This is a genomic window from Aequorivita viscosa, from assembly GCF_900106795.1.
Taxonomy (GTDB): domain Bacteria; phylum Bacteroidota; class Bacteroidia; order Flavobacteriales; family Flavobacteriaceae; genus Aequorivita; species Aequorivita viscosa.
On sequence record NZ_FNNS01000018.1, the window covers coordinates 14,118 to 28,887 of the forward strand.

General features: G+C 36.6%; 10 protein-coding genes. 5 read left to right on the plus strand and 5 right to left on the minus strand.

The window, feature by feature from the left end; genetic code table 11:
* Positions 1–75 precede the first annotated feature (75 nt).
* The 3 genes from BLW28_RS10855 to recG are packed head-to-tail and all read right to left on the minus strand — an operon-like array spanning position 76 to position 3,890.
* The gene (locus tag BLW28_RS10855; RefSeq protein ID WP_073218737.1) at positions 76–1,242 is read right to left on the minus strand and encodes a M28 family peptidase; all 1,167 of its coding nucleotides are present in this window, start codon (positions 1,240–1,242) and stop codon (positions 76–78) included.
* 30 nt (positions 1,243–1,272) lie between these two features.
* Entirely contained in the window at positions 1,273–1,761 is a 489-nt protein-coding gene (locus BLW28_RS10860; RefSeq protein ID WP_073218740.1) for a PH domain-containing protein, read from the minus strand.
* 23 nt (positions 1,762–1,784) lie between these two features.
* Positions 1,785–3,890, minus strand: a complete 2,106-nt coding sequence (gene recG, locus BLW28_RS10865) for an ATP-dependent DNA helicase RecG (RefSeq protein ID WP_073218743.1) — start codon at positions 3,888–3,890, stop codon at positions 1,785–1,787.
* A gap of 104 nt (positions 3,891–3,994) precedes the next feature.
* On the opposite strand from recG, the gene BLW28_RS10870 reads away from it, so the two are divergent.
* From BLW28_RS10870 to BLW28_RS10880, 3 genes are all read left to right on the plus strand, one after another.
* The gene (locus BLW28_RS10870) at positions 3,995–5,578 is read left to right on the plus strand and encodes a peptide-N-glycosidase F-related protein (protein WP_073218746.1); all 1,584 of its coding nucleotides are present in this window, start codon (positions 3,995–3,997) and stop codon (positions 5,576–5,578) included.
* Between the two features lie 85 nt (positions 5,579–5,663).
* Positions 5,664–7,748 (plus strand): M1 family metallopeptidase, encoded by a 2,085-nt coding sequence (locus tag BLW28_RS10875; protein ID WP_073218889.1) that lies wholly within the window; start codon positions 5,664–5,666, stop codon positions 7,746–7,748.
* The gene (locus tag BLW28_RS10880; RefSeq protein ID WP_073218749.1) at positions 7,748–8,653 is read left to right on the plus strand and encodes a patatin-like phospholipase family protein; all 906 of its coding nucleotides are present in this window, start codon (positions 7,748–7,750) and stop codon (positions 8,651–8,653) included. Before BLW28_RS10875 ends, BLW28_RS10880 begins: the two co-directional genes overlap by 1 nt.
* A gap of 15 nt (positions 8,654–8,668) precedes the next feature.
* Here BLW28_RS10880 and BLW28_RS10885 read toward each other — a convergent pair whose 3' ends face one another.
* Both BLW28_RS10885 and BLW28_RS10890 read right to left on the minus strand, forming a co-directional pair.
* On the minus strand, positions 8,669–9,217 hold the full coding sequence (locus BLW28_RS10885) for a DUF7935 family protein (RefSeq protein ID WP_317042285.1): 549 nt from the start codon (positions 9,215–9,217) through the stop codon (positions 8,669–8,671).
* Positions 9,218–9,711: 494 nt separating this feature from the next.
* Positions 9,712–11,328, minus strand: coding sequence for an FMN-binding glutamate synthase family protein (locus BLW28_RS10890; protein WP_073218754.1), 1,617 nt, complete (start codon positions 11,326–11,328; stop codon positions 9,712–9,714).
* 316 nt (positions 11,329–11,644) lie between these two features.
* Between BLW28_RS10890 and BLW28_RS10895 the strand changes: the two genes are divergently transcribed.
* A complete protein-coding gene (locus BLW28_RS10895; protein ID WP_073218757.1) occupies positions 11,645–13,963 on the plus strand; it encodes an ATP-dependent helicase in 2,319 nt (772 codons plus the stop codon).
* Positions 13,964–14,147: 184 nt separating this feature from the next.
* Positions 14,148–14,765 carry an L-threonylcarbamoyladenylate synthase gene (locus BLW28_RS10900; protein ID WP_073218760.1) on the plus strand — a complete coding sequence of 206 codons (618 nt, stop codon included), beginning with the start codon at positions 14,148–14,150 and terminating at the stop codon, positions 14,763–14,765.
* Positions 14,766–14,770 lie beyond the last annotated feature (5 nt).

The window sequence follows — 14,770 nt, forward strand, 5'->3', positions numbered from 1 at the left end:
AATAATAATTAATGCTTCAGTCTTGCGGTTTAAGTGCTTGATAGCCTAGTGTTTAATTGATTTGTTTAGAACAGGTTATATTATTATCCGCTTCACAATGTTGCCTTCCTTACTTGTGAAAACAAAATTGTAGATGCCGCTTGATAAAAAGTTTAAGTCTAATAAGGTAGATTGATTGATTAGGGAAGTAGTGTAGATTGTTTTACCTAAACTGTCGTAGATAGTTAATTGTACATCTTCAGAAGAAAAAGATTGATTAAGATGAATAGTTAAATTTCCATCTGATGGGTTTGGTGAAACGATAATTTTATCTGGTACGTTAGTTTCATTGATGTTCATTGATTCTCTCGCCACTGCAAAGTGTAAAGCAGCGCCTATAGTGCCTTTGGTAACTTCGTATAGGTAATCAGGGTCCATATTATCCAAAACGTCAAGGGGCGTATGTGGGTAGGGAGATTCGTTTTTTTCGTAAATTCCGGTTATTATTTCTCCATTGTCTTCAAAAGGAACATAATCTGAACCGTAGGCGTTTGATATTTCAGTCTGAAGGTTGGAATACAGACCATAGCAGTTAGCCATTTCTTGCGTAGCAATGGCAGATGCTGCATTGTTGTAACTAGGTCGTGAACTTTCATCGCGCTCACAAACAATTGTGTTATTATTAGTTCCAGCCAAACCGCCTACTTGATCGATGTTTAAAACTAATTTAATGTCTAAATTTTCTGGTATCACGGTATTGTTTACATAGTACTGGCTTCCAATTAAACCGGCTTCTTCGCCGCTAAAATGAATAAATTTAATAGAGTACTCGGTGTCTATATTTTTTAGTAAACGAGCCAATTCGAGTATTAAAACGGTTCCACTGCCGTTGTCATTGACACCTGGGCCGTTTGCGGTGTCGTAATGGCCGTCAATGATTAAAAACGTATCAGGATACAAACTTCCTGTTTTTGTGATGATGATATTAGAGGTAGATTGACCGTAAACATTGAATGACTGTGTTTCAATATTAGAGTAACCAAGACTTTGGTAACGGGCGATAATCCAATCTTTAGTGGCTTCAATAGCGCTAGTACCAGCCTCTTTTACACCGAAATCTTCAAAAATGTTTAGGTCATCGAGGATGTTATCAGAAGATGTGTTTTGAACAATTTGGTTGTAAAAAATAGTAAAGGTTTGTGCTTGAAAGGAATAAGTGGTTAAGAAACAGGTAATAATCGTTGTGAGATGAAAAAACTTCATTTGTTTTTTATTATTGTTAGGAATTTCGATTTAAACGGTATTGCCCTTGATTTTAGTAGAAACCGCCGCTACCAAATCGCTTTTGTTGTCACAACTAAACAAATACTTTTTGTTTGAGGTCGTGGTCAATAGTATCATTTGCTTCCGATTTTTGATTAAACTTACCGTTCCATCCATTTTAGTTTCAACAAACCCAAAAAACCCTTTGCTTCCCATGGTCATTGTAATAGCAGTAGGCTGAAGAGTGTTTATGGATTTAATTTCTGAAAATGCAATTTCAATTTTCCCCATATTGTTTTTGAGAATTAGGGATTTATCCTGAAGCATGACTTTATTTAAAGAATTAGCGAAAAAATAAAGAAAAAAGCTTAGTATACTTGCTCCGACAATTATCGCAATTAGTAAGCTATATTCTTGATTTAAGAAAACAATGCTTATTAAAACAGAAATAAGAATTAGAATTCCTCCAAAGGTTATTACTTTCACAGAGTTTGAGCTCTTGCTCGGATTAATTGGCATTCAAGAGGATTTAGAGGCGAAAGTTACGAAATATAATTCCAAATATTTCGATATTTTACCAATTGGGCGTAGGTGTTTTTTACAGGAATGTTCTCTTCAGAAGCAAGGTTAGGATCGGCTTTTAAGACTTTCATAGCATAACTTCTGGCAATTTTCAAGATATCTGAGTCTTTTACTATATCTGCAATTCGAAGGTTTAATACGCCACTTTGCTGAGTTCCCATTAAATCTCCTGGACCGCGGAGTTTTAAATCTACTTCTGCAATTTCAAAACCGTCACTGGTACGAACCATAGTTTGTAGCCGGGTTTTGGCATCGGCAGAAAGTTTATGCCCTGTCATCAAAATACAATAACTCTGCTCGGCACCACGCCCTACACGACCACGCAATTGATGTAATTGGGAAAGTCCGAAACGTTCTGCACTTTCGATAATCATCACGCTTGCGTTAGGGACATTTACACCAACTTCAATAACAGTAGTGGCGACCATGATTTGTGTTTCGCCTTTCACAAATCGATTCATTTCATATTCCTTGTCGGTAGATTTCATTTGTCCGTGAACGATTGAAATTTGATAATCTGGCATTGGAAATTCGCGAGAAATACTCTCGTATCCATCCATCAAATCTTTGTAATCCATGGTCTCGCTTTCTTGGATTAAAGGGTAGACAATATACACCTGTCTGCCCTTCGAAATTTCGTCTCTAATAAAGCGAAAAACCTTTAGTCTATTTGCGTCAAAACGATGCACGGTTTTGATGTCTTTTCTGCCTGGTGGAAGCTCGTCGATAATACTAATATCTAGGTCGCCGTAAACACTCATGGCAAGGGTGCGGGGGATAGGGGTAGCGGTCATTACAAGTACGTGTGGAGGGTACTCGTTTTTGTGCCATAATTTGCTGCGTTGTTCCACGCCAAAACGATGTTGTTCATCGACAATTGCAAGCCCCAAATTTTTAAATTTCACTTTGTCTTCAAGTAGAGCGTGGGTACCAATTAATATGTCTAATTCGCCATTTTCCAGCTTTTCATGGATTTCTCTACGCTTTGAAGTTTTGGTTGAACCTGTAAGCAATTCTATTCTGGTATTCAGTTTTTTAGACAACTCCAATAACCCGTTATAGTGTTGGACTGACAAAATTTCAGTTGGTGCCATTAAACAGGCTTGAAAACCGTTGTCAAGTGCTATTAACATTGACATGAAAGCAACTATAGTCTTCCCGCTACCCACATCTCCTTGCAAAAGTCGGTTCATTTGGGCGTTACTGCCCAAATCATTTCGAATTTCTTTAATAACCCGCTTCTGTGCATTGGTTAAATCAAAGGGTAAATGTTCGGAAAAAAAACTATTAAAATAGGTTCCAATTTTATCAAAAGTATAACCCTTTATTTTTGATTTGTGAACTAAGTTTTTTCGAATTAATTGCAGCTGAATGTAGAACAATTCTTCGAATTTTAAACGGTATTGTGCCCGAGCTAAATGAGCTTGACTTTTTGGAAAATGAACATTGAAAAGTGCCTCCTTTTTCGATACTAATTTTAGCTCTTCTAAAAGGGGTTTTGGAAGTGTTTCAGCGAAGGCATTTTTGGTCTCTAAAAACAGTTGTTGCACGAGCAAATTTAACACCCTATTTGTCATCCCGCTGTTGGCTAATTTTTCGGTCGAAGGATACATAGGTTGCATCGCAGATCGCATGCTTTTTTCATGTTTTTCGAGTAATTCCATTTCGGGATGTGGCATAGAAAAGCTCCCGTTAAAGTATTTTGTTTTTCCAAAAATCACATACGGAACATTCAATTTTAAGCTTTCTCGAATCCATTTTTGACCTCGAAACCAAACCAATTCCATTTGATGTGTTCCATCGGTAAATATTGCGACCAATCTTTTGCCTCGTTTCTGTTCAACTGTTTTTATATGTGTTATTTTGCCTACAATTTGAACCTCGGCGTTGGTTGGTTGCAATTCTGAGATTTTGTAATACTGTGTGCGATCTAGATATCGGTTAGGAAAAAGGTTTAGTAGGTCTTGATATGTATGGATTCCTAGCTCTTTTTTAAGCATTTCAGCCCGTTTTGGCCATAGTCCTTTTAAACGATCGATAGGTGTTTGTAGCAGATAAGTGTTCATAGATAATGGCATCTTTTTCGCCAAAAAAAGGAGTGGAAATACTCCAGCGGGATTGATAAATGATATATTTGTCTATCCAATGGCTAATTTAATAATTCTATACTATGAAAAAAACCTACTTTTTAATTGCTTTCTGCTTTTTACTGCATCTTTCGGCTTTTGCAGAAACACTTCCCTTGACTGCACCCGAGATAACTACAAGGTTAACCGAAGATTATCCTATAGAAATGCCACAATTAAGGGCATACCCAATTTATATAAATGCATCTGCGGTAGATCCTGATATTGTTTCGGAAGTTAAAATCTCTATTAACGGCACCGAATATAATGTTGAGGAAAATACAGGCTTTTATTACTACTTATGGACTCCAGCTAGTTACGGTAATCACGAAATAGTGATGACTGCAATTACTGCTGCTGGTGATGAAGCTTCAATTACACGAAACATAAATGTTGTCAACACTGCTTCTTCTCAGACAGTTACGAGTTTAGAAGATGTGGTAATTGAATTTACGGGCGAAAATGATAGATGGTATTATGGTACACATACTTTTCCGCAGTATGTCGGCGCCTATAACAACATCAATGCGTATTTAGATGTGGCTTGCCCTAATATTGCAGGTGGCTGTGATGATTGGGATCGTTGGGCTTTTATAGATATTAAAGCTCCAGACGGCAACTGGATTCAGTTAATTAGATACATAACCCCTTATGGAGTGGCTTGCAGTCACGAATTGGATGTAACCGATTATAGTTCATTATTGCAAGGTGAAGTGGAAATCCGTGTGTTTATCGACACGTGGGGAACAGGCGGATGGCAACTTACCCTCGACACGACATATACAGCAGGAACACCCGAATATGCTTATAGCGATGTTATAGAAATTTGGGATGACGGCTTTAGTTTTGGTGATCCAGCGAATTTGCAACCAGTACCTACTTTTAATATAGAAATTCCACAAGCCGTAGAATCGTCGCATTTACGTGTTTCTAATACAGGTCACGGTTGGGGTCAGAACAATACTTCAAATGCAGCGGAGTTCTTTAATGCTACACATTATTTAGACATAAATGGAACAGAGGCGTTTACACAGCATTTATGGAATCAATGTAACCCAAACCCAGACGGTTGTACAAACCAACGAGGAACGTGGCAATATCCAAGAGCGGGATGGTGTCCAGGTGCTATCGCGCATCCCGATACGTACGACGTGAGTTCCGAAATAGGAACTACTTTTAATTTAGATTACCGTTTCCATCCAAGTTATCAAGATTTCTGTCACCCTAACAACCCAGATTGTGTTTCGGGGCAAACTTGTACAGATTGTAACGATGGTTATAATCCAATTTATTATGTAGATACACATTTAATAAATCGAAGTAATAACCCAATGATTTATGGAAATGTGTTGAGTACAAATAACATTGATAACACGCTGGTATATGACATTTCAGTGTTTCCAATTCCTGCAAAAGGGTATTTTCACGTGAATGCACAATATCCTGATAGCAAAACAAGACTCACAATTAATACTATTGACGGAAGAATTGTAAAAACTTATTATTTTAGTTCAGCTTCCGAATTGAATAATTACTCGTTTGACGTAACAAATCTTTCTGCCGGTATTTATTTTATGAATATTGAAAACCAATACGGAACAGGTGTTAAACGAATTATATTAGAGTAGAAAACGTTACTGCATAGTTTTAAAAAAGGTTATTTTTGATTGTCAAGAATAACCTTTTTTTATGCCTGATTTTTCGAAAATAATAATGAACAAGCCTTCACGAAGTCTATCGCTTTTACTGTTTTTCTTGCTACTTCTTAAAGTTGGTTTTAATTATGAAGTATTTGCTCAACAAACTGAAACTGTCGATTTTTTGAAGATTGAGGCTTCAGTTGGTCCAGATGGTACAGAGCAAAAAATAGAAGGACGGTTGGTAGCTACATTTAAAATCTTAAGTAAAACGGATTCCATTTTTATGGATGCGGTTAACATTCAGTTAGAGGATGTAGTGACTAAAGCATTTAAGATTGATGCTGATGAAAAAAAAGTCTGGTTTATTGGTGATTTTGAAAAAGGCACAACATATACCGCAGACTTTTGGTATAGTATGAAACCAAAGCAGACTTTGTACTTCTTTAACGACGAAATATGGACACAGGGACAGGGGAAATACACTTCGCATTGGTTGCCGAGCATCGATGACGCCAACGATAAAATTGAGTTCGATTTACAGATAATTGCCCCAAAGAACAAAACTGTTATTACCAATGGAAAATTATTGAATGTTGAAAAATTAAACGAAATGAAGGTTTGGCGTTTCGATATGAAAAACCCAATGTCCAGCTATCTGGTAGCTTTCGCAATTGGAAATTTTGACAAACAAGAATTGACTTCCAATTCCGGAATTCCTTTAGAACTGTATTATAATCCTCAAGATTCCTTAAAAGTAGAGCCAACGTATCGCTATAGCAAGCAGATTTTCGACTTTTTGGAAACTGAAATAGGAGTGCCGTTTCCGTGGCAAAATTATAAGCAGGTTCCTGTGAGGGATTTTCTTTACGCTGGAATGGAAAACACAACGGCTACCTTCTTTTCTGAAGCTTTTATGGTCGATTCTATTGGGTTTAACGACAGAAACTACATTAACGTGAATGCCCACGAATTGGCGCATCAGTGGTTTGGTAATACCGTGACAGCAACGGTAGATTCGCACCATTGGCTTCAGGAAGGTTTCGCAACTTATTACGCTTTGTTGGCAGAGCGGGATATTTTTGGAGATGACTATTATTACTGGCAATTGTATCAAACAGCTGAACAATTGAAGGCTTTAAGTGAAGAAGGAAAAGGCGAGTCCCTCCTTAATCCCAAAGCAAGTTCGCTTACTTTTTACCAGAAAGGAGCGTGGGCGCTTCATATTTTAAGGGAAACCATAGGAGACGTAGACTTTAAAGCCGCAGTTGTTAATTATCTGAATAAGTACAAATATCAAAATGTATCTACTACCGACTTTTTAAATGAAGTAAAAGCAGTTTCGGTAATAGACATCTCCAAATTTGAAGATAACTGGTTGCATCAGAGCGCTTTTCAGAGTGAAGATGCCTTTCAATCCTTGATGAAATCAGATTTCATTAAAAGCTATTTTGAAATTTCCGCGTTGCGTGCCGTTCCTTTAAAAGATAAAAAAGCCCAATTGCGAAATGCACTTACTTTTCCGAATGATTTTATTGGGCAAGAGGCAGTGTATCAACTTGCAGATGAGCCTATCTCAGAAACACTTCCGCTTTACATTAAAGCGCTTGAAAGTAATAACCTGTACGTGCGTCAGGCTGTGGCGCTTTCTCTTGAAACAATTCCTACAAAATTACTTTCACATTATGAGACTTTGATGAATGACGAATCGTATGTAACCTTGGAGACTGCTTTGTATCAAATATGGGCACAATTTCCTAAAAAAAGAACGCAGGTTCTTGACCAAATAGAAGGTATTGAAGGTTTTCAGAATAAAAACATTCGACAGCTCTGGCTCGTTTTAGCCTTGGTAACTGAAAATTATCACGACTCAAAAAAGGTGGATTACCTAGAGGAATTAAAGCAATATACTTCACAAGAATTTAGTTTTGAAATTCGCGAAACTGCTTTCAAATATATAAACGACCTTGGTCTATGGGATTCAGAAACACTTAAAAACTTACTAGAGGCTTGTGTTCACCCAACGTGGCGCTTTGCAAAATCTTCAAAAGAAATTATGATGGAAATCATGAAAAATAAAGAATTGTTTGAAACCGTAAAATCGCTAAATAGCCAAGTTTCAAAAAACGCCAAAAGTTATTTAATTTCAATAACAAAGTAATGAGAGCATTGGTGATTTCGGGTGGTGGTAGTAAAGGCGCATTCGCAGGAGGTGTGGCTCAATATTTAATTGATGAAATGCACATCAATTACGATATTTTTGTCGGCACATCTACTGGTAGTTTATTGATTTCACATTTAGCGTTAGGGAAAGTCGATAAAGTTAAGGAGGTCTATACTTCTGTTAATCAGCATAGTATTTTTAATAGTTGTCCTTTTGTGATTAGAAAAGACAAATTTGGCGGTGGACAAATTGCCATTAACCATTACGAAGTGCTAAAAAACTTCATAAAAGGCAAAAAAACCTTTGGCGAAAGTCTAAACCTTCGAAAACTCATTAAAAAAACCTTTTCTGAAACTGAGTTTGAAATGCTAAAAGCTTCAGATAAAGAGGTTGTGGTAACCGTTTCCAACCTTTCATTAAACCAAGTGGAATATAAATCGGTTAACGATTTTAATTATAAAGATTTTTGTGATTGGATTTGGATTTCTTCCAATTTTACACCTTTTATGAGTCTTGTTAAAAAGAATGATTGCGAATACGCTGACGGCGGTTTCGGAAGTATGGTGCCTATTGAGGAAGCAATTAATCGAGGCGCAACAATGGTTGATGTTATAGTTCTAGAAACTGAGGTTACGTACTACAATCGGCTTCCTTCAAAAAATGTATTTTCGTTGCTCACCAACATCCATAGCTATATGGCAGATAGAATTGAAAAACAGAATATACGCATTGGAAAGTTTGCCGCTGCCAATAAAGATGTAATTATAAATTTGTATTATACACCTACAGTGCTTACTACAAATTCACTTATTTTCGAAAAGGAAAAAATGACGCAATGGTGGGATAGGGGACTTCACTATGCAAAACAAAAGAATAGTGAATTGAACGAAATAAAGGTTTAGCCGCTCTATTTTTTATTAAAAAAGCTCCAATACTTCACTTTTCACATAGGCAATTGCTTTCTGAGAAGGGCTGGTGTCCTCCATAAAACCCTGTACAATCTGCTGTCTCAATTTATCTGCATTGTCCACATCATCTTGAGTAGTTACTTGCCGAATAATATGAATGGTAGTACTTTTGGCAGCCACAACCAAATTCCAACATTCTGAAGAAACATAGATTTGTTGGGTTAGATTATGCTCGTATTCTTGTTCTATGGTTTGAATAAGCAGGGTTTCGTAATCCTCTTTTGAATCAGAAAAAGGTTTTATTCGGACTAATAATTTTGTTGGATCAATTCTTTCTAAATAAAGCGTAATGCGCTCATAAGCTTGAAGTCGAAGCGGTAACACCTGTTTCTGAGCTTCTTTTTGAACCAAGTACCTTCTTCGGCCTTCTTCGTTTGCGGTATGCCCCTTAAAAAAATAATATGCAACAATTCCTACAACAATAGCAGGTAAAAGATAGGCTACATAATTGATAATTTGAATCGCTTCTTCCATAGAATTTATATTATAAGTTTTCAAAAATAAGCCGTTTTAGACTGCTATACAAGTAATGTGACGGATAGAAGTTTTCGAAGATTTTGAAATTATTATGGTATAGCGGTAAAACTGACTTAGGGTGAATTAAAACTTAGAATGAAATATGGTTTTTTACGTATATAGAATGTAAACTCGTAAAGAGGCAATCTATTAAATATTTGGCTAAAACCAGCTTCGCATTTGGTGTTTTAACCACGAGCAAGAGCACCGAGGTTATTAAATTGTTTTTTCATTTAACCCCGTGTTTTAGCTCGGGGAAACAGACAAAATATTTGTTGGCTTTAGCTAAGTTTTTTCAGAGTATTATCAATTTGATGATAAGGTTGTGGTCTGAGACACAAATCATCAGTTTTGAATTGGTTAATTTCGGTAATACTTTAGAATATAACAGTAAACCCAATTTATCAGTAATGTTTAAAACTGGGTTTTAAGCTAATATTTCGAAAACTTTTTAAACAGAAAACTGGATTAAAGTATCAATAACGGACCAAATTTTCTTTTTTCATCGACTTCACTTCTTTTCGAGCTTCTTTTTCGTGATAATTACCACCTAAATGTGGACATTCCGAAAGTGCTTTTACGCTTTCAAAAGGTACTGGACATTTGTGGTACATAAAAGATTGTGAAAGAGTTTTAATAAGGTTTTTATCGCCAACGGCAAGATCTACATCGTCCATCGTAAACTGTGATGGATGCTCGTAGCCACAAGCGTGGGTCATTTCGATTAATTCTTTTCTAAAGTTTTTAAAATAGAAATGCGCTCGCACCGATTTATCCTCAATATCCAAACCACGCTGTAACCATTTATTTTGTGTTGCAATACCCGTAGGACAACGGTTTGTGTGGCAAAGTTGCGCTTGAATACAGCCTATAGACATCATCGCTTCACGAGCTACATTAATTAAATCTGCACCCATAGAAAAAGCCATCGCAGCCGAAGCTGGGAAGCCTAGTTTACCACTGCCTATAAAAACAATGCGGTCGCACAAATCGTGCTTTTTAAAAATTTTATAGACTTCGGCAAAACCAAATAACCAGGGTAACGAAACGTGATCTGCAAAGCTAGGGGGAGCAGCACCGGTACCTCCTTCACCGCCATCGATGGTTATAAAATCTGGACCTTTGCCGGTTTCTTTCATTATGCGTGCTAATTCTATCCATTCGTTTGTTCTACCAACAGCAGATTTAATTCCTACAGGCAACCCTGTTTCCTGCCCAATATTATCAACAAACTCAACCAAGCCTTTAATTCCGTCAAATGCGGTGTGATTAGGAGGGGAGAGTACATCTTTGCCCATAGGTACGTGCCTTATTTCAGAAATTTCTTGTGTAATCTTTGAGCCTGGGAGCACCCCACCTTTTCCTGGTTTAGCACCTTGAGAGAGTTTAATCTCTATGGCTCGAACCTGTGGATTTTCATTTACGAGTTTAACCAATTTTTCCATAGAGAAATTACCATCGTCGTCACGAATTCCAAAATATCCTGTTCCAAAATGAAACACGACATCGGCGCCATTTTTATGATATGGAGAAAGACCTCCTTCGCCTGTATTGTGATAACAATAGGCAAGTGCGCATCCTTTATTTAATGATTCTACTGCTCTAGCCGAAAGCGATCCAAAACTCATTGCTGATACATTAATAACCGATGTTGGGCGGTATGGTCTTCTTCGTTTGTTAAATTCTCCCATAACCTTTGCACAAGGTAAAAAATACGGGTTTTTATAGTTAGGATTGTCCTTTTGAATTTTAAAAGGAAGCAATGAGTTATTGATAAAAATATAATTTGGTTTAAAAATATCCCGATCTGTTCCAAAACCTTTGTAGTTGTTTTCGTTCTTGGCCGAAGCGTAAATCCAACTGCGTTCTATACGATTAAAAGGTAATTCTTCGCGATTATTGGCTACAATGTACTGCCTAAGTTCAGGTCCAATGCTTTCAAGAATATACCTAATGTGCCCGACAATAGGGAAGTTATGACTAATTGTATGATACTTGTTAAAAAACACATCCCTAATAGCAACGATGAGCAGAAAAATAAGCATCCAAGCCCACCAAGGGATTTCCCCTAAAAATGATAGCACTTCGTCCATAGATTGATTTTTTTAGTTTCTATAAAGGTATTTAAAAAATAGTGGAAATTGAAAATTTTATGAGTTATAAAACATAATGGAAACGATTGTTTTCAATAAATTTTAAATACATACTGAAAAAATGTTTTGGTTGGAAAATACATTAAAATCGCAATCTTATTTTTCAATAATTTAACAGTCTTTTAAATCTCGAAAAAACTTTTCCATAACTGATTTTAAGTATGGTGAAAGAAGATATTTGTTTATAATTTCTCGGTTATAATGGGGGTAAAAAGTTCAATAATGGCTATTTTCACAGCGTATAGAAATTGATGATTTGGAAGCGTATTTAAAACAACTTAACGAAGCTCAACTTGCTCCAGTGCTGCAAAAGGATGGAGCAATGATTGTAATAGCTGGTGCGGGATCGGGCAAAACCCGAGTGCTCACTTATAGAATTGCATACTTAATGTCTCAGGGGGTAGATCCGTTTAATATATTGGCACTTACTTTTACCAATAAGGCCGCTCGTGAAATGAAAGGGCGAATTTCAAAAATTGTAGGAGCTAGTGAAGGTAAAAATATTTGGATGGGAACTTTCCACAGTATTTTTGCGAAAATTCTTCGGTTTGAAGCCGATAAACTTGGCTATCCTTCAAACTTTACAATTTATGATACCCAGGATTCGCAAAGTGTAATTCGTGCGGTTATAAAAGAAATGCATCTAGACAAGGATGTATATAAATACAAGCAGGTTTACTCTCGAATTTCTTCCTATAAAAACAGCTTGATAACTGTAAAAGCTTACTTCAACAATCCTGAATTAATGGAAGCCGATGCAATGGCGAAAATGCCGCGTTTGGGTGATATTTATAAGTCGTATGTCGAAAAATGTTTCAAAGCAGGAGCAATGGATTTTGACGATTTATTGCTAAAAACGAACGAGCTTTTAACACGATTTCCAGAAGTGTTGGCAAAGTACCAAAATCGTTTCCGATACATTTTGGTCGATGAGTACCAAGATACAAACCACAGTCAGTATTTGATTGTAAAGGCGCTCTCAGATAGATTTCAAAATATTTGTGTGGTAGGTGATGACGCCCAGAGTATCTATGCTTTCCGAGGTGCGAACATCAATAACATTCTGAATTTTCAGAAAGATTATGACGATGTTAAAACATATCGATTGGAGCAAAATTACCGTTCTACCAAAAATATCGTAAATGCCGCTAACAGCATTATTGAAAAAAACAAAACGCGACTCGACAAAGTTGTTTGGACCGAGAATGACGATGGCAATAAAATTATTGTGAATCGTACAATGACAGATGGCGATGAAGGTAGATTTGTGGCGAGTTCTATTTTTGAGAATAAAATGAACCATCAAATGAAGGATGGCGATTTTGCAATTCTGTATAGAACCAATGCTCAAAGTCGCGCGATGGAAGATGCACTTCGGAAGCGGGATATTCCATATCGAATTTATGGCGGACTTAGTTTTTATCAGCGAAAAGAAATTAAAGATGTGCTGTCTTATTTACGGTTAATATTGAATCCAAAAGACGAAGAAGCATTAAAAAGGGTTATTAATTATCCTGCAAGAGGAATAGGCGACACTACAATGGAACGTTTAATTGTAGCTGCAAACCATTACAACCGGTCTATTTTTGAAGTGATGAAAAACATAGATCGGATAGATTTAAAAATCAATTCCGGAACAAAAAACAAGTTACGCGATTTTGTAACGATGATTGAAAGTTTTCAGGTTTTAAATAAAAGTTATGATGTTTTTCAAATAACCGAACACGTTACTAAAAAAACTGGACTGTTTCAAGAACTGAAGAAAGACGGTACTCCCGAAGGAATTGCTCGTATTGAAAATATAGAGGAATTACTAAACGGAATGCGAGATTTTGTAGAAGAACAAAAAGAAATTGTAGATGCTACTGGCTCGCTTGCAGAATTTATGGAAGATGTGGCGCTGGCTACAGATGCCGATAACGATAAAGGCGATAGCGACCGAGTTGCCTTAATGACCGTTCACTTAGCTAAGGGACTCGAATTCCCGTATGTGTATATCGTAGGGATGGAGGAAGATTTATTTCCGAGTGGTATGAGTATGAATACCCGAAGTGAATTGGAAGAGGAGCGAAGGTTGTTTTACGTGGCTATCACCCGAGCAGAAAAACAGGCATATTTAACTTACACTCAGTCTCGTTATCGATGGGGAAAATTAATTGACGCAGAACCAAGCCGATTTATTCAAGAAATCGACGATAGTTATTTAGAATATCTGACTCCAATTACAGAAAACAGATACAAGCCTTTGCTTGATGTAGACATTTTTGATGATGTAGACCACAGTAAACTTCGTCTAAAAAAACCAGTTGCCGGCAGTCCGCCAAAAGGACCAACAGAAGCGCAGTTGCGGAAATTGAGAAAACTTAGACCTGCAACTAGCAATACGGATAAAAATTTTAGTGCTTCCGATGCTAACCTTGCAATGGGTACTATGGTGGAACACGTTAGATTTGGAAAAGGTAAAATAGTTAAAATTGAAGGTGCTGGCGCAGATACCAAAGTAGAAATAGATTTTGAAAATGGTGGATTAAAAAAATTATTGCTTCGTTTTGCCAAACTTAAAGTCCTTGAATAGATTTGTTTAAAGAAATATTACAGGTGCTTAATGAAAACTATGACGTTCCTTACATAATCTAAATCAACTTAATAACTAAAAGTTCAATAATCAATTAACACCCTGTTGAAGTTTTTAATTTAATGCTTAAATAGTGGTTGTTAATTATTGCAAATAGGTTTATATTTAAGAAAAAAAATAAATTATGGCAGAGTTTATAAAAATTTATGAAGAAAACCCTAATCCGAAAGAAATAAAGCGCGTAGTTAAAATTCTTAGGGATGGCGGAGTTATTATTTTTCCGAGTGATACTGTTTATGCTTTAGGTTGCGACATAACAAATCATCGTGCAATGGAACGCGTGGCTCAGTTGCGTGGAATTAAGCTTGAAAAAGCAAACTTTTCTTTTATTTGTGAAGATTTAAGTAATTTAAGCGATTATGTAAAGCAAATTGATTCGCCTACTTTTAAACTTTTAAAACGTAATTTGCCCGGGCCATACACTTTTATATTGCCAGGAAACAATAACCTTCCAACGGTATTTAAAAAGAAAAAAGAAGTTGGTATTCGTGTACCCGATAACGCTATTGCTCGTGCTATAGTTCACGAACTTGGAAACCCTATTATATCAACTTCAATTAGAGACGAGGACGAATTGATTGAATATACCACAGATCCTGAACTTATTCTCGAAAAATGGGGGAATCTGGTCGATCTTGTAATTGATGGTGGTTATGGTGGAAACATTGCTTCTACAGTAATCGATCTTACTGGGGATGAGCCCGTTGTAATTAGAGAAGGAAAAGGGAGTTTAGACCTTTAATTTTG

What these genes read in the sequence shown, in the direction of transcription:
- BLW28_RS10875 (WP_073218889.1), top strand. Translation starts at nt 5,664, where the DNA reads ATGAACAAGCCTTCACGAAGTCTATCGCTTTTACTGTTTTTCTTGCTA.
- BLW28_RS10880 (WP_073218749.1), top strand. Translation starts at nt 7,748, where the DNA reads ATGAGAGCATTGGTGATTTCGGGTGGTGGTAGTAAAGGCGCATTCGCA.
- BLW28_RS10900 (WP_073218760.1), top strand. Translation starts at nt 14,148, where the DNA reads ATGGCAGAGTTTATAAAAATTTATGAAGAAAACCCTAATCCGAAAGAA.
- BLW28_RS10855 (WP_073218737.1), bottom strand. Translation starts at nt 1,242, where the DNA reads ATGAAGTTTTTTCATCTCACAACGATTATTACCTGTTTCTTAACCACT.
- BLW28_RS10870 (WP_073218746.1), top strand. Translation starts at nt 3,995, where the DNA reads ATGAAAAAAACCTACTTTTTAATTGCTTTCTGCTTTTTACTGCATCTT.
- BLW28_RS10860 (WP_073218740.1), bottom strand. Translation starts at nt 1,761, where the DNA reads ATGCCAATTAATCCGAGCAAGAGCTCAAACTCTGTGAAAGTAATAACC.
- recG (WP_073218743.1), bottom strand. Translation starts at nt 3,890, where the DNA reads ATGAACACTTATCTGCTACAAACACCTATCGATCGTTTAAAAGGACTA.
- BLW28_RS10890 (WP_073218754.1), bottom strand. Translation starts at nt 11,328, where the DNA reads ATGGACGAAGTGCTATCATTTTTAGGGGAAATCCCTTGGTGGGCTTGG.